The following is a 19,224-nucleotide window of genomic DNA, read 5'->3' as shown; positions in this document are numbered from 1 at the left end:
CTACGGTCGTCGCGTGCCCGCCGCCCCGCTGCCTCCGCTGCCCACCGCCGACCCGGTGCTCGCCGGCTACCGGACGCCGGGCGGCCTGGTGCTGGACAAGGTGATCGACCACCTGGACGCCCACTGCCGCGAGTTCATCGCGCACTCCCCCTTCGCGACTCTGTGCACCGCCGACGCCGAGGGCTGGCCGGACGTCTCCCCGCGCGGCGGTGACCCGGGCTTCGTCCACGTCCTCGACGAGCGCCGGCTCCTGCTGCCGGACCGGCCGGGCAACAACCGGGTCGACAGCCTGCGGAACGTGACCGCGAACCCGCGCGCGGCGCTGATGTTCCTGGTCCCCGGCATCGAGCAGACCCTGCGGGTGTACGGCACGGCGGCGCTGGTCGCGCCGGACGACCTGCCCGTGGACCTCACCGAGTTCGGCCGGGCGCCGCTGTCGGTGCTGGTCATGGAGGTGTGGCGGGCGTACTTCCAGTGCCCGAAGTCGGTCATGCGCTCGGGCCTCTGGGACCCGGCGAAGCGGGTGGACCCCACGTCGCTCACGCCGTTCGGCCGGGTGATCCGGGACCACTGCGCGCTGGAGCACGACCTGCCGGACGACGCCACGATCCGGGCGGGGCTGGCCGAGGAGCTCTGAATCCTCACCTCCGGACGTGGCCGGGATGTCGGCACCCGGCCCTAACCTGCGGCCATGGCGTTCGACGTGCAGATGACGATCGACTGCTCCGAGCCGCACGAGCTCGCCGACTGGTGGGCCGAGGTGCTCGGGTGGCAGGTGGAAGCGCAGGACGAGGCCTTCATCCGCCGGATGGTCGAGTCCGGGGCCGCGGCGGAGGAGGACACCACCCGGCACCGCGGCGCCCTGGTGTGGCGGATGGGGGCGGCCGTCCGGTCACCCGATCCCGGCCGCCCGCGGCTGCTCTTCCAGCTGGTGCCGGAGCCGAAGGCGGGGAAGAACCGGCTGCACCTCGACGTGCGTGTGGGCCCCGAGGCGCGGGAGGCGGAGCTCACGCGGCTGTTGGCCCTGGGGGCCACCGAGCTCTGGCGCGCGTCCCAGGGGCCCTACGAGTGGGTCACGCTGGCCGATCCGGAGGGCAACGAGTTCTGCCTCACCTGAGGAGCGAGCCTCGTGGGACGTGCGCGGAGACTCAGCCGGCGCGCAGGTCGCGGGCCAGCTTGCGGTCGGCCACCGCGCGCTCGGCGAGGGCGCGCACGCGCAACCGCCGGCGTCTGCGGCTGGAGCCGAGATAACGCGCGTCCTCCACCAGCTGGAAGGCCGCGAGCACACTCGCCTGGACCTCGCGCGCCCGCGGGACGGCGGGGCGTACGGGCTCGGCCGACGTCATGGAGACCCCCTTCTCCCGGGGAGCCGCGACGCACCCCGCGATGCCATGGTGCCCCCCTATCGACGTCATCAACCCTCACCGTCACCAAATGGTGTCGATGAGTCACATGTGACACCCGGTGATGCTTTCGTGTCCTGGGGCCACCTGATCGCGCCTCCCTACGGTGCATTCCATGGCAGCTCCTCGACGGCTCGGGCGGACGGCGGCCCGCGTGGCGGGCCACGTCCGCGGCGTCCTCGCGCGGGGTCGTGGCGCGCGGCCGCCCCGCCCGGGGACGTCACCGCCCACGCCGGGCCCGGTCGACGTGGAGTACCGCCCGCACGACGACGAACGGCCCGACCCCGGTGAGGTCGTGTGGGCCTGGGTGCCCTTCGACGAGGGCGACGGCCGGGGCAAGGACCGCCCGGTCCTCGTGATCGGCCGCCGCGGCGCGGAGCTGCTCGGTCTCCTGCTCAGCAGCCGGGACCACGACCGGGACGCCGCCGACGAGGCCCGGCACGGCCGGTCGTGGACCGACGTCGGCACCGGCGCCTGGGATCCGCGCCGGCGCCCCAGCGAGGTCCGGCTGGACCGCCTGCTCGTGCTCGACCCCGCGACCGTGCGGAGGGAGGGGGCCGCTCTGGACCGGGCGCGGTTCGAGCGCGTCGTGGGCCAGGCCCGCCGGGTGCAGGGCTGGTGACCGCCGTCAGTCGGCGAGCCGGTCCTCGCGGGTGAGCTTCTGGGCCGGCGGCCGCAGGTGGTAGACCCCCGCCTGCTCGCCCACCACCTGGAGGTCGTACCGGTGCACGACCTTGGGCCCGCCGTGCAGGTGCACGTGGGTGATCGTGGGCAGCGGGTCGCCGTGCCGGGCCTCGCGGACCTCGACCCGCCCGTCCAGCGGGCCGCCGACGAACAGCAGGACCGCGTCCTGGGCGCCGGGGTCCGTCCCGGGCGCAGTCTCCTCGGACAGTTCGGTTCTCCTCCCGCTCGCACGCCGGTCCACGAGAGTAGGCGCCGGTTCAGCGTGGGTGCGACCGCCGCAGCCACCGGGCGACCAGTGGCGCGCTGAAGAGCATGACGAACAACCGGAGCACCTGGACGGCCAGGACGAAGGTGACGTCGGCGCCGACGTCCCGAGCCGTGGCGAGGACCGCGTACAGCCCGCCGGGCGTCGTCGCCAGGTAGCCCTCGAGCGCGCTGGCCCCGGTGGCGGCGGCGAGCAGCGCACCCAGACCGGCGCAGGCCAGGACGAGGGCGGCCGTGATCGCCAGGGCGAGCGGCAGCGCCCGGCCGATGGTGCGCAGGCTGTCCCGGGTGAAGCTGAGCCCCACCTGCAGGCCGATCACGAGGAACGCCGCGCCCTCGAGCAGGGTGGGCACCTCCGCGCCGCCGGACAGGCCGGTGAGATCGGCCACCGCCGCGGCGACGAGCGGGCCCAGCAGCGCGGCGACCGGCACCCGCAGCAGCCGCCCGACGACCAGGCCGGCGACCCCGCAGGCCACCGTGAACGCGAGACCGGCGAGCAGGCCCGGGGCGGCGGGGTCGTCGGGGACGATCCCGGCGCCCGCGGTCGCTCCGAACGCGGTGGCGGCGACGACCGGCATCAGCAGCACGATGAGCAGCACCCGCAGGTACTGCAGGACGGCGACCATGCGCGCGTCGGCGCCGAGCTCACGGGCCATCACGACGATCCCGGAGGCGCCGCCGGCGATCATCGCGAAGGCCCCGGTGACCGGGCTGATGCCCCGGTGCAGGCGCAGCGCCGCCCCGGCCAGGAGGCTGAGCAGCAGGGTCGCGACGGTGACCAGCAGGACGGGCAGCCAGTTGGCGGCCACCGCCCGCAGCGTGCCCAGGTCGACCAGCGCACCCATGGCCACGCCGATGACCGCCTGCCCCGCGGTGCCGGCGTGCTCGGGCAGGCGGTCCGGCACCCGGACGGCGAGCGCCCGGACCAGCCCGGCGACCAGCCCGCCGAACAGCGCCGGCGAGGGCAGCCCGGCGAGTCCGAGCAGCAGGCCCAGGACCACCGCGCCGACGACGACGGCGGCGGCGTCCAGCAGCCGTGCGCCCCGCCTGCCCCGCACCGGTCCCCCGCTCTCCCGCGCCCGTCGGCGCACACTCTGCCGGTGTGCCGCGGGACACGTGCGAGGGGTCAGCCGCCGGTGATCCGCCGCAGCTCGGCGACGTGCGCGTCGAAGGCCCGCCGGCCCTCGGCGGTCAGGGCGAGGGTCGTGCGCACCCGAGAGGCCCGGGTGGCCTTGCGCACCTGCACGTAGCCGGCCTCCTCGAGCTGGCGGACGTGCTTGGACAGCACCGAGTCGCTCACGCCGACCTCCTCGCGGACGGTCGCGAAGTCCATGGTGTCGACGACGGCGAGCAGCCCGCACACCTGCAGGCGGGGCGGGGCGTGGATCACCGGGTCGAAGCGCGGCGCGACGGTGGTCACCGTGCCGCACGCAACCCGGCGACGTAGATCCGGGTCACCCACCTGGAGCTCAGCGCGACCACGACACCGAGCAGGACGCCGACCAGGACCATCGCGCCCCGCACGTCGAGGAGGAACTCCGCTGCGCCGCCGACGGCCAGCAGGGCGAAGTAGCCGGCCGACAACCGACGCAACGCCCGCTGGACACGCTCCTGGACCGGGCCCACCTTGCTGGCGTCCCACCAGACCCCGGTGATCCGCCGGTACACGGCGATCAATCCCCGGACGCCGGCCAGGAAGAGCACCAGTGCCGCGACGATGACCCAGACGCTGTGGGACGAGTAGCTGCTGATGAACCCGGCGAACAGCAGCCCGAGCGCGACGTCCCACCACCAGGGCTGGGTGATGCGCGCGGCCAGGGCCACCCGGTCGGCCTGCAGCGCGGCCAGCTGGTCACGGGCGTCGGCCTGGTCGCTTTCCATGTCGGAAAGCGTGCTCGTCACTTTCCGATCCGTCAAGTGGCGCCACACGCCTGTTACACGCCCGTGGTCTCATGGCCTCCGACCACGACCGCGAAGAGGAGACGTGACGGATCTGCGACACCACGGGGACGCCGAGCTGGCACCCGGCCTGATCGACCTCGCCGTCAACGTGCGGGCCGGCACGCCCCCGGCATGGCTCCGGGGCGTGCTGCGCGACGCGCTGGACGACAGCGCCGGCTACCCCGACGCCGCGCCGGCCCGGGCTGCGGTCGCGGCCGCGCACGGCCGCGACCCCGCCGAGGTGCTGCTCACCGCGGGCGCCGCCGAGGCGTTCGTGCTGCTCGCCCGCGCGCTTCGACCGCGGAAGGCCGTCGTCGTCCACCCGTCCTTCACCGAGCCGGAGGCCGCGCTGCGGGCCGCCGGGCACCCGGTCACCCGGCTGCTCCTGCGCGCGGAGGACGGCTACCGGTTCGACCCGGCCGCCGTCCCGGACGACGCCGACCTCGTCGTCCTCGGCAATCCCACCAACCCGACGTCGGTGCTGCACCCGGCCGCCCGGGTGGCGGCGCTGGCCCGCCCCGGCCGGGTCGTCCTGGTCGACGAGGCGTTCGCCGACACCGTCCCCGGCGAGCCGGAGTCCCTGGCCGGGCGCGCCGACCTGCCCGGGCTGCTCGTCGTGCGCAGCCTGACCAAGACGTGGGGGCTGGCCGGGCTCCGGGTGGGCTACGCGCTCGGGCCGCCGGAACTGGTCGCCGCGATGGCCGAGCAGCAGCCGCCGTGGCCGGTCAGCACGCCTGCCCTGGCCGCGCTGGTGGCCTGCAGCACCCCCGCCGCCCGCGCCGAGGCGCACGCGGCCGCCGTCGCGCTGACCGGCCATCGGGCGGCCCTGCTCGCCGCCCTCCCGCCGGGGGTGGAGGTGCTCGGGGACCCGCGCTCGGCGTTCCTGCTGCTCCACGTCCCCGAGGGAGAACGGGTGCGCGCGGCGCTGCGCGACGAGGGCTGGGCGGTGCGCCGCGGCGACACCTTCCCGGGCCTGTCGGCCGATCACCTGCGGGTCGCGATCCGCGACCCGGAGACCTCCCGCGCGTTCGCCGAGGCCCTCGCTGGGATCCTGTCGGGGACACGCCGGCCCCACGCCGCACCGGAGCGCACCTCCGGCATCCCCGAGGAGATCCGCTGACCAGCGCCCCGCAGCCGCCCGGACGGGAGAGGCACGCGACCCCGGTGCCGCCCGGATCGGGAACGGTCTACCCCGTCGGCCTCCGGCTGCTCGACCGGCGGGTCGTGGTCGTGGGCGGCGGCCGGGTCGCCCACCGGCGCGTCGCCGGCCTCCTGGAGGCCCGGGCCCGGATCACCGTCGTCAGCCCGGAGGTGACCCCGGCGCTGGAGTCGCTGGCGTCCTCGGGGCGGGTGACCTGGCACGCCAGGCCCTACCGGCCCGGCGACCTCGACGGCGCCTGGTACGCCGTCGCCGCGACCGACGACCCCGCGGTCAACGCGGCCGTGGCCGAGGAGGCCGAGCAGGCGCGCATCTTCTGCGCCCGGGCCGACGACCGCGCCGCCTCCAGCGTGTGGACGCCCGCGATCGGCCGCCAGGGGGATCTGGTCGTCGGCGTGCACGGCGGCGGGGATCCGCAGCGGGCGATCGGCGTGCGGAACGCGATCGTGGCGGGGCTGACCGACGGCACCATCCGCGACCGCGCCGCCCGACCCACCCCGCACGGCAGCGTCGTCCTCGTGGGCGGTGGCCCCGGCGACCCCGGCCTGATCACCGTCCGCGGCCGGCAGGCCCTGGCCACCGCCGACGTCGTCGTCGCCGACCACCTCGCCCCCCAGGCCCTGCTCGCCTCCCTGCCCCCCGAGGTCGAGATCATCGACGCCGCCAAACTCCCCCGCGGCCGCTCCATGGCCCAGGAACGCATCAACGAACTCCTCGTCGAACACGCCCGCGCCGGCCGCCGCGTCGTCCGCCTCAAGGGCGGAGACCCCTACGTCTTCGGCCGCGGCCTCGAAGAACTCCAGGCCTGCACCGCCGCCGGCATCCCCGTCGAGGTCGTCCCCGGCATCACCAGCGCCATCGCCGTCCCCGCCCTGGCCGGCATCCCCGTCACCCACCGCGGCCTCACCCACGAGTTCGTCGTCGTCTCCGGCCACCTCCCACCCGGCCACCCCCAGTCCCTCGTCGACTGGCCCGCCCTGGGCCGGCTGCGCGGCACCGTCGTCGTCCTCATGGGCGTCGACACCGCCCCCGCCATCGCCGCGGCACTGGTGGAACACGGCCGCGCCCCCGACACCCCCGTCGCCGTCGTCGCCGACGGCTCCACCGCCACCCAGCACTCCGTCCGCACCACCCTCGCCGACCTCCCCCGCACCCTCGCCGAGGAAGGCATCCGCCCCCCGGCCGTCTGGGTCGTCGGCGAGGTCGTGGGTCTCACCGCCCCGCGCTGACCGGACCGTTCGATCCGCGGGCCCCGCACCGCGCTGCCCCGCGCCGACCGGGGTGAAAGCACTTGTGCTGCCCATGTAGCACTCCTACTATCTGCGCGACCGAACGGCAGGTCTCCCACAGGGTGGTGTCCGAATGAGTCAGGTCTCCCACAGGGTGGTGTCCGAATGAGTCCAGGCCTCGACCACGGCGCGCTCGACGAACCGGTGGTGCGCGTCCGCGGGCTGCGGATGACCTACGGCGAGCACGAGGTGCTGGCCGGCGTCGACCTCGACGTCCACGCCGGTGAGGTCATCTGCCTCCTGGGACCCAACGGGGCCGGCAAGACCACGACCGTCGAGATCCTCGAGGGCTTCCGGCTGCCCTCGGCCGGGGAGGTCCGGGTGCTCGGCGAGGACCCGGCCCGCGCCGGGGATGCGTGGCGTGCCCGGGTGGGCGTGGTCCTCCAGTCGTGGCGGGACCACGCGCGCTGGACCCCGCGCCGGCTGCTCACCCAGCTGGGCGGCTACTTCACGCCGTACTCGACGCCCGAGCGCCCGCGGCCCCACGACGTCGACCAGTTGCTCGGCACCGTGGGCCTCGCCGAGCACGCCGACCGGAAGATCGGCACGCTCTCCGGCGGTCAGCGCCGCCGGCTCGACGTCGCGGTGGGCATCATCGGCCGGCCCGAGCTGCTCTTCCTCGACGAGCCCACCGCCGGGTTCGACCCGCAGGCGCGGCGGGACTTCCACGACCTGGTGCACCGCCTGTCCGACCTGGAGGGCACCACCATCCTGTTCACCACCCACGACCTGGCCGAGGCGGAGAAGCTGGCCGACCGGATCCTCATCCTGACCAACGGGAGGATCGTGGCCGACGGCAGCGCCGAGGAGCTGACCCGCCAGGTGGCCGGGACGGCGGAGGTCCACTGGGCCTGCGGCCCCGAGCGCTTCGTGCACCCGACCGACGACGTCGTCCCGTTCGTCCGTTCGCTGTTCGAGCAGCACGGCGACGAGCTGACCGACCTGGAGGTCCGCCGGGCCAGCCTCGAGGACACCTACCTGGCGATGGTGCAGCGCTTCGAGGCCGGCCGCCCGGCCGCGCCCGTCCTGGAGGAGGTCACCCGATGAACCGCACCCGGCATGCGATCGGCCTCGGGCTGCGCCGCGGCTGGACCGAGTTCGTGCTCAGCCTGCGGAGCGCGCAGGACCAGGGCTTCTACCTGTTCACCGCCGTCGGCACCCTGACGTTCCTCTGGTTCAACCGGGACAACCAGCTCGAGGGCACCGGGCTGATGTACCCCACCTACGCGCTGCCGAGCATCCTCGGTGCGCTGCTGGCCTTCGGTGTCGTCATCGGGCCGGCGTTCGCGCTGGCGATGGAGCGGGAGGACGGCACGCTGCTGCGGCACAAGCCCTCCCGCACGGGATGCCGGGGTACGTGACCGGTCAGCTCACCTACCACTCCCTGGGCCTGCTCCCCTCGCTGCCGACCATCCTGGTGCCGAGCTTCCTGCTCTTCGACGGCCTCATGCACGGCGGCGCGGCAGGCTGGCTCACGGTGGCGTGGGTTGTCGTGCTCGGTCTGCTCGCGACGCTGCCGCTGGGGATGATCCTGGGCTCGGTCGTCCCGAGCACGCAGAAGGTCGGCACGTGGGGGATGCTGCCGATCATGGTCCTCACGGCGATCTCGGGGATCTTCTTCCCCATCCAGGCGCTGTGGGGATGGGTGCAGGCCGTGGCCCAGGTCTTCCCCGTCTACTGGATCGGGCTGGGGCTGCGCTCGGCCTTCCTCCCCGACGCCGCGGTGACCCTCGAGCTGGGCGACTCCTGGCGCACCGGCCCGACCGTCCTCGTCCTCGCCGCGTGGGCGGTGTTCGGCGCGCTGGTGACCCCGCGGGTGCTGCGCCGGATGGCCCGCCGGCAGTCCGGTTCGCAGGTGGCGGCGGCCCGGGAGGCCACCCTGCAGTGGGTGCGCTGACCGGTGGCCCCCGAACGTCCCACCGGCGACGCCGTCCACAACCGGATCGCCCTGCTGCGCGCCGAGCAGCAGGTGACCCGGCGGGAGCTCGCGGACGCGCTCGGCGTCCACTACCAGACCGTCGGCTACCTGGAGCGCGGCGAGTACAACCCGAGCCTGCACCTCGCGCTCCGGATCGCGGAGTTCTTCGGCGTTCCGGTGGAGGCGGTCTTCTCCACCCGACCCTTCCCGCGCATCAGCGACCTGCACCGGGCGCGGGAGGAGGGGCCCCGCACGGCCTGACCGGCCCCGCTCAGATGTTGGCGCCGTCCGGTGGCGGACCGTCCGGGAGCGCCGCGGCGACGCCCGAGCCCTCGGCCTCGGGTGCCTCCATGCCGACGGTGTAGGAGGTCATCGACAGCGAGCCGTAGGCGTAGCCGTCGACCAGCACGTCGACCGGGGCGTCGGTCGCCCCGGCCATCCCGGCGACGTAGAGCAGCGGCAGGAAGTGGTCCGGGGTGGGGACGGCGAGGTCGTAGTCGCGGTGGCCGTCGAGCCGGCCCAGGCCGGCCGGGTCGGTGAGCATGCACTCCTTCGCCGCCTCGTCGAAGCGCTGCGCCCAGTCGAACCCGGCGTCGGGCAGGGCCCGGCTCACCCCGCCGAGGTTGTGCACCACGTTGCCGCTGCCGATCACCAGCACGCCGTCCTCCCGCAGCGGAGCCAGGGCCGCCCCCAGCTGCAGGTGGTAGTCGACCGTCTTGAGCGCGTTGATCGACAGCTGCGCCACCGGGATGTCCGCCTCCGGGAAGGCGTGCCGCAGCACCGACCAGGTGCCGTGGTCGATCCCCCAGCTGTCGAGGTCGGCGCCCACCCACGTGGGGTGGACGATGTCGGCCACCTCCGCGTGCAGCTCGGGCAGCCCCGGCGGCTCGTAGCGCACGTCGAACAGCTCGCGCGGGAAACCGAAGAAGTCGTGGATGGTGCGCGGTCGGGCCATGGCGGTGACCGCGGTGGCGTGCACGTACCAGTGGGCGGAGACGACGAGGATCGCCCGCGGCCGGGGAACCGCCCGGCCGAAGGCCCGCCAGGCCTCCGTGTAGCGGTTGCTCTCCAGGGCGTTCATCGGGTTGCCGTGACCGATGAACGCGGCAGGCATCACGGGCATCGCTGACCTCCCCCTCCGTCGCCGACTGCGCCGATCATCTCCCGGACGCGCCCGCGGGGCGAGGCGCGCGGGTCACGGCTGCGGCTGCCGGGCCGCGGCGTCCTCGAGCAGGATCTGCCGCTCGGCCGCCGGCCGGCGCGGGCAGGACAGGCAGGTCGCCCCGTGCGGCAGCCGGTCCATCAGGCAGCACGAGACCCGCGCGGTGAACCGCGCGCCGGCGACGTCGACGTAGCGCGGCACCGGGAGCGGCGGGCCGACCGCCGTGGCGAGCGGGCCGGCCAGCGCGGTGACCGCGGCGACGTCGCCGAGCGCCCGGCCGAGGGCCAGCAGGCCGTTGGCCAGCGAGTCGGTGGCGATGGCCCACAGCGGCCGGGGCCGCATCCGGCCGGCCGCGGCCACCGCGGGGACGACCGCCGCGAGGCACTCCCGCACGCCGGCGGCCGGGTCCCCTCCCGCGACCGCCGAGACGGAGGCGACCGGCAGGCCGCCGGGGCCGAGGCAGACGGTGGTGTCCGCCGGCCGCGCCGACAGCGGCCGCCCGACGGCGAGCCCGGCGAGGACCGGGGCCAGGAGCACCGCCGACGCCGAGTACCACCAGACCGTCGCCTGCACGCGGAGGTCCCCGGCCCGCTGGCGGGCGGCCCGGGCGGCGAGCAGCTCGCCGAGCCACCGCGGGTCCGCCAGCCGGTCCGCGGGCACCGCCGGGGCGCCGAGCGGGGGGACGAGCCCGAGGGCGGCGGCACCCGGGAGGCGCGCCGCCACCGCCACCTGCGGTTCTGTCACCCACCCAGTGTGCGGGAACGGCCGTCGCGCGACGCTGCACGGGGAAGACGCCGGGCCACCCGGGCCATACGGTGTGTCCTGGAACACGCCGCACCGTCGCGGAGCCAGGCGACGCCGGACCCGGGAGGACCCCATGAGTGAGACGACCCAGGACGACGGCCGCACGTTCGCGCCGCCGGAGAGCCTCGCCGCGCAGGCGAACGTCGGCCCGGAGGTGTACGAGGAGGCGGCCCGGGACCGGCTGGGGTTCTGGGAGTCCGCGGCCGAGCGGCTGACCTGGGACCGGCGCTGGGACACGGTGCTGGACTGGAGCAACCCGCCGTTCGCGAAGTGGTTCGTCGGCGGGAAGCTCAACGTCGCCTACAACTGCCTGGACCGGCACGTGGCGGCCGGGCACGGCGAGCAGGTGGCCTACCACTGGGAGGGTGAGCCCGGCGACACCCGCACGCTCACCTACGCCCAGCTCACCGACGAGGTCTGCCGGGCCGCGAACGCGCTGACCGAGCTCGGCGTGCGCGCCGGTGACCGGGTGGCGATCTACCTGCCGATGATCCCCGAGGCGATCATCTCGATGCTGGCCTGCGCCCGCATCGGCGCGGTGCACATGGTGGTCTTCGGTGGGTTCTCCGCCGACGCCCTGGCCAGCCGGCTCGACGACGCCGGCGCCGTCCTGGTCATCACCGCCGACGGCGGGTACCGCCGCGGCGCGCCCAGCGCGCTCAAGCCCGCCGTCGACGACGCGGTGGGCCGCAGCCCCGGCGTCCGCAACGTCGTCGTGGTGAAGCGGACCGAGCAGGACGTGGAGTGGACCGAGGGCCGCGACCTGTGGTGGCACGACGTCGTGGGCCGGCAGCCGGCCGAGCACGCGTGCGAGTTCTTCGACGCCGAGCACCCGCTCTACATCATGTACACCTCGGGCACCACGGCCAAGCCCAAGGGCATCCTGCACACCTCCGGCGGCTACCTCACCCAGGTCGCCTACACCCACTGGGCCACCTTCGACCTCAAGCCCGACACCGACGTGTACTGGACCGCCGCCGACGTCGGCTGGGTCACCGGCCACAGCTACATCGTCTACGGGCCGCTGGCCAACCGGGCCACCTCGGTCATGTACGAGGGCACCCCGGAGACCCCGCACCGCGGCCGCTGGTTCGAACTCATCCAGAAATACGGCGTCACCATCCTCTACACCGCCCCCACCGTGATCCGCACGTTCATGAAGTGGGGCGAGGACATCCCCGCCGGGTTCGACCTGACCTCGCTGCGGCTGCTCGGCTCGGTCGGCGAGCCGATCAACCCCGAGGCGTGGCTGTGGTACCACCAGCACGTCGGCGGCGGCCGCTGCCCGATCATGGACACCTGGTGGCAGACCGAGACCGGCGCCCACATGCTCACCCCGCTGCCCGGCGTCACCACCCTCACCCCCGGCTCCGCGCAGCACCCCTTCCCCGGCATCTCCGCCAAGGTCGTCGACGACGAGGGCAACGAGCTCACCGACGACTCCACCGGCCTGCTCGTGCTCACCGAGCCCTGGCCGGCCATGCTGCGCACCATCTGGGGCGACGACGACCGCTACGTCGACACCTACTGGTCCCGCTTCGGCACCGACGTCTACTTCGCCGGCGACGGCGCCAAGAAGGACACCGCCGGCAACATCTGGCTGCTCGGCCGCGTCGACGACGTCATGAACGTCTCCGGCCACCGCATCTCCACCACCGAAGTCGAATCCAGCCTCGTCGGCCACCCCACCGTCGCCGAAGCCGCCGTCGTCGGCGCCAGCGACCCCACCACCGGGCAGGGCATCGTCGCCTTCGTCATCCTCCGCGGCAACGCCGAGGACTCCGGCGACGAACTGGTGCAGACCCTGCGCACCCACGTCGCCCGCGACATCGGCCCCATCGCCAAACCACGCCAGATCATGGTCGTCCAGGAACTCCCCAAGACCCGCTCGGGCAAGATCATGCGCCGGCTGCTCCGCGACATCGCCGAGAACCGCGAACTCGGCGACGTCACCACCCTCACCGACTCCTCGGTCATGAACATGATCAAGGACAAACTGCCCGCCACACCCGCCGAATAGCCCACACCTGTCCCGCCCTCCCGGCCCCCGACCAGGGAGCCGGGAGGGCGCTGACGGCGATCATGGGGCACGATTCCCCTGACCAGGGGCGCGCGTCATGCACGTCGGTGTGCCCCGCAGGCAGGACCGAAGGAGGAGCCCCCGTGGCCCACAGTGTGTCGCAGATCCGCACCGACGGCGCGAGCCCGGCCGTCGAGCCCTCGATCGGCACGCTCGTGCAGAGCGCGATGGCCGACGTCTCGACGCTCGTCCGCAACGAGATCGAGCTGGCCAAGGCCGAGATCGGCACCTCGGCGAAGAAGGGCGCCGTCAGCGCCGCCTCCTTCGCGGCGGCCGGCGTCTTCGCCGCCTTCGCGGGCATCTTCTTCTTCATCACGCTGGCCGAGTTCCTCACCTGGCTCGGCCTCGCGCGGTGGATCTCCTACCTGATCGTCTTCGTCCTGCTCATCGCGCTGGCCGGCGTCGCCGCACTGGTCGGCAGGAAGATGCTGAAGAAGATCGAGAAGCCCGAGCGGACGATGGAGTCGCTGCGCGAGCTGCCCGACGTCATGCACCGTGAGGCGCCCGGCGCCCGCCACCGCGAGGTCCCGGTGGTCAGCGGCGGCAAGGTCGCGCTCAACCGCAACGAGTCCTACAAGGTCTGAGGCCGGTGACCGTCCCTCCGGACGGCCGTCCCGACGCCACCAGCGTCCTGCTCCCCGGGCCCTGGACCCACCGCGACATCTCCGCCAACGGCGTGCGGCTGCACGCCGCGGAGGCCGGCGAGGGGCCGCTGGTCCTGCTGCTGCACGGCTTCCCCCAGTTCTGGTGGACCTGGCGCGCGCAGCTCACCGCCCTGGCCGACGCGGGCTTCCGCGCCGTCGCCCCCGATCTGCGCGGCTACGGGGCCAGTGACAAGCCACCCCGCGGCTACGACCTGCCCACCCTGTCGGCCGACGTCGCCGCGCTGGTGCCCGCCCTCGGCGAGCGCGACGCCGTCGTCGTCGGCCACGACTGGGGTGGGCTGCTGGGCTGGACGGTGGCCGCGCTCCACCCGCGGGTCGTCCGCCGGCTGGTCGTCGTCTCCATGGCGCACCCCCGACGGCTGCGGGCGGGGATGACCGACCGGTGGCAGCGCCGGGCGCTGCGGCACGCCCTGGGCTTCCAGGTGCCGCGGCTGCCCGAACGCCGGTTGACGCGGGCCGACGACGACCCGGTCGCCGACCTCATGCAGCGCTGGGCCGGGCCGGAGTGGGCGCGCACCGCCGACTTCGCCACCGCCGTCGACCGCTACCGCGCCGCGGCGCGCATCCCGCAGGCCGCCTACGGCGCCATGGAGTACTACCGCTGGGCCGGCCGCTCACAGCTGCGTCCCGACGGCCTGCGCTACGCCCGCCGGATGGCGGCGCCGGTCACCGCGCCCACCCTGCAGCTGCACGGTGCGGCCGATCCCTGCGTGCTGCCGTCGACGGCTCAGGGGTCGGGCCGGTACGTGGCGGGCGCCTACGAGTGGCGGGAACTGCCCGGCGTCGGTCACTTCCCGCAGGAGGAGGCCCCCGACGAGGTGAGCCGGGCCGTCGCCGACTGGGCCCGCGGCTGAGGGAGGACCCGTCCGCTCACTCGCAGGGGCCGGTGCCGACCTCGGTCCGGGCCAGGGTGCCGTCCGTCGCCGCCCGGGCGACCTGCGGGCCGGTGAGCGCGTAGCCGGTGTCGGGGTCGTCGATCGCGGAGGCGAACACCACTCCGAGCACGCTGCCGTCGGGGGCGAACAGCGGGCCACCGGAGTTGCCGGCCCGCACCTGACCGAAGAGTGCGTAGACGTCGCGGACGACGGTGCGCGAGTTCCGGAAGTCCGGGCCGCTGATCTCGCCGCGGTCCCGCACACGGGCCGGGCCCACGTAGAAGTTCCCGCCGCCGGGATAACCCATGATGAGGGCGTCGTCGCCCGTCTCGGCCGGCTGCGCGGCGAAGGAGAGCGGGATCTGCGGCAGACCCGGGACGGCGAGGACGGCGATGTCGAGCGCCTCGTCGACCAGCACCGTGACGGCGTCGTACTCCCTCCCCTCGGCGAGCACCACCGGGTCGGTGACACCGGCCAGCACGTGGGCGTTGGTCATCACCCGCTCCGTCGCGTAGACGAAGCCCGAGCCGTCGATCTGCCGGGAGCACGACGGCGCGACACCGCGGATCTTCACCACCGAGCCCTTCACGGAGGTGACCACGGGGCTCTTGATCAGCTCCGGGTCGGGCGCCGGGACGTCCCGCGACTGCGTGGGCGTCAGCGGGTCGAGGACGTCGGGGAGCCCCCGCCGGTCGATGGCCTCCCGCAGGCTGTCGTAGACGTTGCGCACCTCGTCCGGCACGGTGTGGTCGACGGCCTGCACCAGCGCCGACTGCCGGACCTGGCTCGACACCTGCGGGAAGGGCGAGCTGGCCAGCGGCGAGGCGACCATCCAGGCGACCAGCAGCACGGCGGCGGCCGAGACCACGGCCCCGGCGACGGAGTCGACCATCTTCGCCGGCTCCCAGGTGACCCGGGAGCGGACCGCCCGCCCGATCGCCCCCGCGAGGATCTGGCCCAGCAGCGCACCGGCGAGGACGACGACCAGCGCCGCGAACACCCGGGTGACGCTGGAGCCGTCGATCCGGTCGGCGACCGGGCCCGCCAACTGGGCCCCGAGGACGGCACCGGCCAGGAAACCCAGGATCGAGGTGGCCGAGACGAGCAACCCCTGCCGGAAGCCCGACAGGGCGAACACCAGGGCGAGCACGATCAGCAGGACGTCGACGAGGGACACCGCTAGCCGCTGACCGTCATCGTGCCCACCTGCCCGAGCTGCAGGTGGAAGGTGCAGGCGAAGGGGTACTCCCCCGGCACCGTCGCCTCGAACTCGATCGTCTCCTCCTGGCCCGGCGCGAGGAACGGGACGCCCGCGTCGATCGGAGCCGGGAGCTCCTCGTCGGTGTACTCGAGGTTGTGGGTCATCTGGTCGGCGGCGTTGACCACGGTCAGCCGCACCCGCCCGGGCTCGACGGTGAACCGGTCGGGGTAGAACTCGTAGTCGTCCCTGGTCTCGACGGTGACCTCCTGGACGCCGTCGGCGGCCACGGTCACCTCACCCAGCCCCTCGGTGGCCGGTGCCGCCGGGGGCTGCTCGGTCCCGCATCCGGTCAGCGCTCCCGCCGCCAGCACCGCACCGGCACCCACGGCGGCGGCCCGACGGCGCCACGTCCTCCCGCTCATCGGGGCCGAACCGTACGCGCCGGAGCGCCGTCGGGTGCGGGATCGGCCACCGTCGGCGCGGCGGAGTCCCCTGCTTCGTCATCGTCCCCGGAGCCCGGGAGGGTGTAGGGCCGCAGCATCGACTCGGGGATCGGGCGGACGTCGCGCTCGTCCCACGGCAGGGCCAGGCCGGCCGCCTCGAGGATCGCCTCCAGCAGGCCGGCGGTGAAGCCCCACACCAGCATGTCGGCCACCGCGAAGGCCGGCCCGACGTAGCCGGACGGGTGCCGCAGCCGGAACCGGTTGCCGGGGTCCGCCAGCTCGGCGAGGGGCACCCGCGCCACCCGGGCGACCTCGTGCGGATCGCCGACGCTGACGTCGCGTGGGTCGTCCCACCAGCCCACCACCGGCACGACCAGGCGGTCCGACGGCGGCAGGTAGAGCTCCTGCAGCGTGGCGAGCACCCGCACGCCCTCCGGGTCGATGCCCGCTTCCTCCCACGCCTCGCGCAGGGCCGTCCCGACCGGGAAGTCGTCGTCGGGGTCGACGCCCCCGCCCGGGAAGGCCGGCTGACCGGCGTGGCTGCGCAGGTGCGCGGACTTCTCGATGAGCAGCACGTCGGGCCCGGAGGCGCCCTCTCCGAACAGGATCAGCACCGCCGACCGCCGGGCGGTGGCGGTGGCCTTCGGCATGCGGTGCCGCAGCGGCAGGTCGGCAGCGGCGTCCAGCAGCCGGTGGAGGTACCCCGGCAGGCCGTCGAGGTCGCTCGCGGCGCTCACAGCTGCACCCCCAGGTGCTCGACGACGAGGCCCTCCAGCTCGTCGAGCGAGCCGACGGGGCCCGCCTCGGTGTGCACCAGCGCGCCGTCGGCGTCGACGAAGTAGGTGAACGGCAGGGCGTTCAGGCCCAGCTCGGCCATCAGCTCCCCCTGTCCGTCGAACGCGCTGGGGAACGTGACGCCGGCGTCCTCGGCGAAGGAGGCGGCCTGCGGCAGGCCGTCCTTGCTGATCACCCCCACCATGCGCACCCGGTCACCGGCCGCCTCGGAGAACTGCTGGAGCACCGGCATCTCCTCGCGGCACGGAGGACACCAGCTCCCCCAGAGGTTCACGACCATGGGCACACCGGGGGCGCGGCCGAGGTCGAGCGAGCCGCCACCGGGGCACTCGAACGCCAGCGCCGGCAACCGCTCGGCGCCCACGGCCGCCCGGTCGGGCTGCTCGGGGCAGGCGGTCAGCGACGCGGCCGGCGACGCGCTGGAGGGGGCGGCGACCGCCGGGGCCTCGGCGTCGGCGGTGCACCCGGCGAGCAGCACGGCGAGCGCCAGCCCGACGGCCGGCAGGGTCGTGCGCATCACTCGGTGTCCGAGGCGGCCGGCGTCTTCACGAGCGCCGTCGCGACCTCGGGGTCCACGGGGCCGATGCCGAACGAGGGGCACCACCGGGCCAGGCCGCAGGCGCCGCAGGCGGCCTTCTTGGCGTGGCAGACGCGGCGGCCGTGGAAGATCACCCGGTGGCTGAAGTCGGTCCACTCCGGCTTCGGGATCAGCCCGGCGATCTCCGCCTCCACCTTGACCGGGTCCTCCTCCTCGGTCCAGCCGAACCGGCGCACCAGCCGTCCGACGTGGGTGTCGACGGTCAGCCCGGGGACGCCGAACGCGTTGCCCAGGACGACGTTCGCCGTCTTCCGCCCCACCCCGGGGAGCGTGACGAGGTCGGCCAGCCGGTCCGGCACCTCGCCGTCGAACCGCTCCACCAGCGCCTGCCCCAGCCCCATGACCGAGTTGGCCTTCGCCCGGAAGAAGCCGGTCGGCTTGAGGATGGCCTCCAGCTCCTCGCGGTCCGCGCCGGCGAGGGCGACCGCGTCCGGGTACCTCGCGAAGAGCGTGGGCGTCACCTTGTTGACCATCTTGTCGGTGGTCTGCGCCGACAGCACGGTGGCGACCAGCAGCTCGAAGGGGTTGGTGAAGTCCAGCTCGCACTGCGCGTCGGGGTGGATGACGGCGAGCTCGCGGGCCATCCGCCGCGCCCGGCGGGTCCGCGCCAGCGGCGTCTCCCCGGGGTCGAACGGCGACGCGCCGGTCAGGGCCGCACGGGTGGGGCGACGGGCACGGATCGGGCGCGCGTAGGCCGGCGAGGACGCGGGGGCGGACACGCGGTCGAGGGTAGGCGGCCCTGCCGACCATCTCCCGCCGTGCCATCATCGAGGACGGGCCGCTCCCCCGGTGCCGCCGTCGACGCAGAGGAGGTCGGGATGGTCGCCCTCAGCGTGATCCTCTTCCCGCCGCTGCTGATCGCGTTCCTGCTCGTGATGGAACGCGTGGAGGAGCCCCTCCGCCGTCCGACGTCCCCCCGCGAGGTCAGCGAGTTCCTCAACACCGCGACGCCCGGCGAGGTGGAGACGCTCGCCAAGTCCGGCATCCGGCGCGCCCTGTCGCGCTGGCGCCGTCGGCGCCACAGCGGCGGCCGGCGTTCGGACAACCCGCCGATCGTCTGATCCGCCACCCGGGGGCCGCTGTGGCGCGGGTCTCTCCCTCGAACGAGGGACGCTCCGGACCACCGAACGGGTGACGGACCGCACAGCCGCCTAGACTCGCTGCGGACACGGGCATCCCTGTGTCCGCGGACAGTTGGTGAGAGGACGTGCAGTGGACGAGGTGCTTGCTCAGTCGGGGCTCTTCCAGGGGCTCTCCGAGGACGCGGTGGACCCCGTCATCAGCCGGCTCGAGACGATCACCCTGCCCCGGGGCCGGGTGGTCTTCAACGAAGGCGAGCCCGGCGACAGCCTCTACATCGTGATGACCGGCAAGATCAAGCTCTCCCGTCGCTCGCCCGACGGCCGGGAGAACGTGCTCGCGGTGATGGGTCCGTCCGACCAGTTCGGCGAGCTGTCGGTGTTCGACCCCGGCCCGCGCACCGCGACCGCCACCGCCGTCACCGACGTCAAGCTGGCCCGCATGCCGCAGTCGGTGCTGCTGCCCTGGATCGAGGCCCACCCCGAGATCGGTGAGCAGCTGCTGCGCGTGCTGGCCCGCCGCCTGCGCCGCACCAACGACTCGGTCGCCGACCTGATCTTCACCGACGTCCCCGGCCGCGTCGCCAAGGCGCTGCTGCAGATGGCCGACCGGTTCGGCAGCCGCGACGGCGACGGCCTGCGCGTCAAGCACGACCTCACCCAGGAGGAGCTGGCCCAGCTGGTCGGCGCCTCCCGCGAGACGGTGAACAAGGCGCTGGCCGACTTCGTGCACCGCGGCTGGATCCAGCTGCAGGGCAAGTCCGTCGTCGTCCTCGACGAGGAGCGCCTGCGCCGCCGCGCGCGCTGACACGCGAACGTCGCACTGCAGAGGCCCGGAACCGCGATGGTTCCGGGCCTCTCTGG

General features: G+C 74.5%; 26 protein-coding genes. 14 read left to right on the top strand and 12 right to left on the bottom strand.

All coding sequences use genetic code 11. The features are described 5' to 3' along the window. Positions 1 to 13 precede the first annotated feature (13 nt). Both ABDB74_RS02265 and ABDB74_RS02260 read left to right on the top strand, forming a co-directional pair. Positions 14 to 637, top strand: a complete 624-nt coding sequence (locus ABDB74_RS02265; protein ID WP_346621425.1) for an MSMEG_1061 family FMN-dependent PPOX-type flavoprotein — start codon at positions 14 to 16, stop codon at positions 635 to 637. A gap of 54 nt (positions 638 to 691) precedes the next feature. Next, a complete protein-coding gene (locus ABDB74_RS02260) occupies positions 692 to 1,117 on the top strand; it encodes a VOC family protein (RefSeq protein ID WP_346621423.1) in 426 nt (141 codons plus the stop codon). 31 nt (positions 1,118 to 1,148) lie between these two features. On the opposite strand, the gene ABDB74_RS02255 is transcribed toward ABDB74_RS02260, so the two are convergent. Continuing rightward, positions 1,149 to 1,346 carry a hypothetical protein gene (locus ABDB74_RS02255; RefSeq protein WP_346621422.1) on the bottom strand — a complete coding sequence of 66 codons (198 nt, stop codon included), beginning with the start codon at positions 1,344 to 1,346 and terminating at the stop codon, positions 1,149 to 1,151. A 172-nt stretch (positions 1,347 to 1,518) separates the two neighbouring features. Here ABDB74_RS02255 and ABDB74_RS02250 point away from each other — a divergent pair, with 172 nt between their 5' ends. Beyond that, positions 1,519 to 2,025, top strand: coding sequence for a type II toxin-antitoxin system PemK/MazF family toxin (locus tag ABDB74_RS02250; protein WP_346621421.1), 507 nt, complete (start codon positions 1,519 to 1,521; stop codon positions 2,023 to 2,025). Between the two features lie 6 nt (positions 2,026 to 2,031). Here ABDB74_RS02250 and ABDB74_RS02245 read toward each other — a convergent pair whose 3' ends face one another. From ABDB74_RS02245 to ABDB74_RS02230, 4 genes are all read right to left on the bottom strand, one after another. Next, a complete protein-coding gene (locus ABDB74_RS02245; RefSeq protein WP_346621420.1) occupies positions 2,032 to 2,328 on the bottom strand; it encodes a hypothetical protein in 297 nt (98 codons plus the stop codon). A 16-nt stretch (positions 2,329 to 2,344) separates the two neighbouring features. Then, the gene (locus ABDB74_RS02240) at positions 2,345 to 3,409 is read right to left on the bottom strand and encodes an AbrB family transcriptional regulator (RefSeq protein WP_346621418.1); all 1,065 of its coding nucleotides are present in this window, start codon (positions 3,407 to 3,409) and stop codon (positions 2,345 to 2,347) included. A gap of 68 nt (positions 3,410 to 3,477) precedes the next feature. After that, the gene (locus ABDB74_RS02235; protein ID WP_346621417.1) at positions 3,478 to 3,771 is read right to left on the bottom strand and encodes a transcriptional regulator; all 294 of its coding nucleotides are present in this window, start codon (positions 3,769 to 3,771) and stop codon (positions 3,478 to 3,480) included. Beyond that, positions 3,768 to 4,232 (bottom strand): hypothetical protein, encoded by a 465-nt coding sequence (locus tag ABDB74_RS02230; protein WP_346621415.1) that lies wholly within the window; start codon positions 4,230 to 4,232, stop codon positions 3,768 to 3,770. Before ABDB74_RS02230 ends, ABDB74_RS02235 begins: the two co-directional genes overlap by 4 nt. On the opposite strand from ABDB74_RS02230, the gene cobC reads away from it, so the two are divergent. The 6 genes from cobC to ABDB74_RS02200 all read left to right on the top strand — a co-directional run bounded on the left by cobC (position 4,156) and on the right by ABDB74_RS02200 (position 8,919). Further along, positions 4,156 to 5,412, top strand: coding sequence for an Rv2231c family pyridoxal phosphate-dependent protein CobC (gene cobC / locus ABDB74_RS02225; protein WP_346623838.1), 1,257 nt, complete (start codon positions 4,156 to 4,158; stop codon positions 5,410 to 5,412). The genes ABDB74_RS02230 and cobC overlap by 77 nt on opposite strands. Before the next feature lie 44 nt (positions 5,413 to 5,456). Beyond that, the gene (gene cobA, locus ABDB74_RS02220; protein WP_346621414.1) at positions 5,457 to 6,680 is read left to right on the top strand and encodes a uroporphyrinogen-III C-methyltransferase; all 1,224 of its coding nucleotides are present in this window, start codon (positions 5,457 to 5,459) and stop codon (positions 6,678 to 6,680) included. A gap of 165 nt (positions 6,681 to 6,845) precedes the next feature. After that, positions 6,846 to 7,787, top strand: coding sequence for an ABC transporter ATP-binding protein (locus tag ABDB74_RS02215; RefSeq protein ID WP_346621413.1), 942 nt, complete (start codon positions 6,846 to 6,848; stop codon positions 7,785 to 7,787). After that, positions 7,784 to 8,101, top strand: a complete 318-nt coding sequence (locus ABDB74_RS02210) for a hypothetical protein (RefSeq protein ID WP_346621412.1) — start codon at positions 7,784 to 7,786, stop codon at positions 8,099 to 8,101. Before ABDB74_RS02215 ends, ABDB74_RS02210 begins: the two co-directional genes overlap by 4 nt. Beyond that, positions 8,098 to 8,637, top strand: a complete 540-nt coding sequence (locus tag ABDB74_RS02205; RefSeq protein WP_346621410.1) for an ABC transporter permease — start codon at positions 8,098 to 8,100, stop codon at positions 8,635 to 8,637. The genes ABDB74_RS02210 and ABDB74_RS02205 overlap by 4 nt, the downstream gene beginning before the upstream one ends. 3 nt (positions 8,638 to 8,640) lie before the next feature. Beyond that, positions 8,641 to 8,919 (top strand): helix-turn-helix transcriptional regulator, encoded by a 279-nt coding sequence (locus tag ABDB74_RS02200; protein ID WP_346621409.1) that lies wholly within the window; start codon positions 8,641 to 8,643, stop codon positions 8,917 to 8,919. A 10-nt stretch (positions 8,920 to 8,929) separates the two neighbouring features. Here ABDB74_RS02200 and ygiD read toward each other — a convergent pair whose 3' ends face one another. Both ygiD and ABDB74_RS02190 read right to left on the bottom strand, forming a co-directional pair. Then, complete coding sequence (gene ygiD, locus ABDB74_RS02195; RefSeq protein WP_346621407.1) at positions 8,930 to 9,781, bottom strand: 4,5-DOPA dioxygenase extradiol; 852 nt, start codon at positions 9,779 to 9,781, stop codon at positions 8,930 to 8,932. 72 nt (positions 9,782 to 9,853) lie between these two features. Continuing rightward, complete coding sequence (locus ABDB74_RS02190) at positions 9,854 to 10,564, bottom strand: (2Fe-2S)-binding protein (protein WP_346621405.1); 711 nt, start codon at positions 10,562 to 10,564, stop codon at positions 9,854 to 9,856. A gap of 133 nt (positions 10,565 to 10,697) precedes the next feature. Here ABDB74_RS02190 and acs point away from each other — a divergent pair, with 133 nt between their 5' ends. From acs to ABDB74_RS02175, 3 genes are all read left to right on the top strand, one after another. Then, positions 10,698 to 12,644 (top strand): acetate--CoA ligase, encoded by a 1,947-nt coding sequence (gene acs / locus ABDB74_RS02185; protein WP_346621404.1) that lies wholly within the window; start codon positions 10,698 to 10,700, stop codon positions 12,642 to 12,644. A 143-nt stretch (positions 12,645 to 12,787) separates the two neighbouring features. Then, positions 12,788 to 13,288 carry a phage holin family protein gene (locus tag ABDB74_RS02180; RefSeq protein WP_346621403.1) on the top strand — a complete coding sequence of 167 codons (501 nt, stop codon included), beginning with the start codon at positions 12,788 to 12,790 and terminating at the stop codon, positions 13,286 to 13,288. 5 nt (positions 13,289 to 13,293) lie between these two features. Continuing rightward, complete coding sequence (locus tag ABDB74_RS02175) at positions 13,294 to 14,223, top strand: alpha/beta hydrolase (protein ID WP_346621401.1); 930 nt, start codon at positions 13,294 to 13,296, stop codon at positions 14,221 to 14,223. Positions 14,224 to 14,239: 16 nt separating this feature from the next. Here ABDB74_RS02175 and ABDB74_RS02170 read toward each other — a convergent pair whose 3' ends face one another. Genes ABDB74_RS02170 through nth form a run of 5 tightly spaced genes read right to left on the bottom strand, consistent with a single transcriptional unit; the run spans position 14,240 to position 18,000 of the window. Next, a complete protein-coding gene (locus ABDB74_RS02170) occupies positions 14,240 to 15,421 on the bottom strand; it encodes a MarP family serine protease (protein WP_346621399.1) in 1,182 nt (393 codons plus the stop codon). A gap of 2 nt (positions 15,422 to 15,423) precedes the next feature. Further along, a complete protein-coding gene (locus tag ABDB74_RS02165; protein ID WP_346621398.1) occupies positions 15,424 to 15,867 on the bottom strand; it encodes a cupredoxin domain-containing protein in 444 nt (147 codons plus the stop codon). Beyond that, positions 15,864 to 16,625 carry a CoA pyrophosphatase gene (locus ABDB74_RS02160; RefSeq protein WP_346621396.1) on the bottom strand — a complete coding sequence of 254 codons (762 nt, stop codon included), beginning with the start codon at positions 16,623 to 16,625 and terminating at the stop codon, positions 15,864 to 15,866. Before ABDB74_RS02160 ends, ABDB74_RS02165 begins: the two co-directional genes overlap by 4 nt. Then, on the bottom strand, positions 16,622 to 17,200 hold the full coding sequence (locus ABDB74_RS02155; RefSeq protein WP_346621395.1) for a TlpA disulfide reductase family protein: 579 nt from the start codon (positions 17,198 to 17,200) through the stop codon (positions 16,622 to 16,624). Before ABDB74_RS02155 ends, ABDB74_RS02160 begins: the two co-directional genes overlap by 4 nt. Next, positions 17,200 to 18,000, bottom strand: coding sequence for an endonuclease III (nth, locus tag ABDB74_RS02150; RefSeq protein WP_346621393.1), 801 nt, complete (start codon positions 17,998 to 18,000; stop codon positions 17,200 to 17,202). The genes ABDB74_RS02155 and nth overlap by 1 nt, the downstream gene beginning before the upstream one ends. Before the next feature lie 99 nt (positions 18,001 to 18,099). Here nth and ABDB74_RS02145 point away from each other — a divergent pair, with 99 nt between their 5' ends. Next, entirely contained in the window at positions 18,100 to 18,342 is a 243-nt protein-coding gene (locus ABDB74_RS02145; RefSeq protein WP_346621391.1) for a hypothetical protein, read from the top strand. Positions 18,343 to 18,493: 151 nt separating this feature from the next. Continuing rightward, positions 18,494 to 19,168, top strand: a complete 675-nt coding sequence (locus tag ABDB74_RS02140) for a Crp/Fnr family transcriptional regulator (protein WP_346621390.1) — start codon at positions 18,494 to 18,496, stop codon at positions 19,166 to 19,168. The last annotated feature ends 56 nt before the right edge of the window (positions 19,169 to 19,224 follow it).

Origin of the sequence: Blastococcus sp. HT6-4 (genome assembly GCF_039679125.1) — a bacterium.
GTDB classification, from domain to species: Bacteria; Actinomycetota; Actinomycetes; order Mycobacteriales; family Geodermatophilaceae; genus Blastococcus; species Blastococcus montanus.
The sequence above is the reverse complement of the archived record's forward strand: the minus strand, read 5'-3'. Positions and strand labels throughout refer to the sequence as shown.

Bases quoted from the DNA above. Each gene is read 5' to 3' on its own strand.
- ABDB74_RS02260 (WP_346621423.1), top strand. From the start codon at position 692: ATGGCGTTCGACGTGCAGATGACGATCGACTGCTCCGAGCCGCACGAG.
- ABDB74_RS02255 (WP_346621422.1), bottom strand. From the start codon at position 1,346: ATGACGTCGGCCGAGCCCGTACGCCCCGCCGTCCCGCGGGCGCGCGAG.
- ABDB74_RS02250 (WP_346621421.1), top strand. From the start codon at position 1,519: ATGGCAGCTCCTCGACGGCTCGGGCGGACGGCGGCCCGCGTGGCGGGC.
- cobC (WP_346623838.1), top strand. From the start codon at position 4,156: ATGCGCGCGGCCAGGGCCACCCGGTCGGCCTGCAGCGCGGCCAGCTGG.
- ABDB74_RS02230 (WP_346621415.1), bottom strand. From the start codon at position 4,232: ATGGAAAGCGACCAGGCCGACGCCCGTGACCAGCTGGCCGCGCTGCAG.
- ABDB74_RS02215 (WP_346621413.1), top strand. From the start codon at position 6,846: ATGAGTCCAGGCCTCGACCACGGCGCGCTCGACGAACCGGTGGTGCGC.
- ABDB74_RS02210 (WP_346621412.1), top strand. From the start codon at position 7,784: ATGAACCGCACCCGGCATGCGATCGGCCTCGGGCTGCGCCGCGGCTGG.
- ygiD (WP_346621407.1), bottom strand. From the start codon at position 9,781: ATGCCCGTGATGCCTGCCGCGTTCATCGGTCACGGCAACCCGATGAAC.
- acs (WP_346621404.1), top strand. From the start codon at position 10,698: ATGAGTGAGACGACCCAGGACGACGGCCGCACGTTCGCGCCGCCGGAG.
- ABDB74_RS02165 (WP_346621398.1), bottom strand. From the start codon at position 15,867: ATGAGCGGGAGGACGTGGCGCCGTCGGGCCGCCGCCGTGGGTGCCGGT.
- ABDB74_RS02155 (WP_346621395.1), bottom strand. From the start codon at position 17,200: ATGCGCACGACCCTGCCGGCCGTCGGGCTGGCGCTCGCCGTGCTGCTC.
- ABDB74_RS02145 (WP_346621391.1), top strand. From the start codon at position 18,100: ATGGTCGCCCTCAGCGTGATCCTCTTCCCGCCGCTGCTGATCGCGTTC.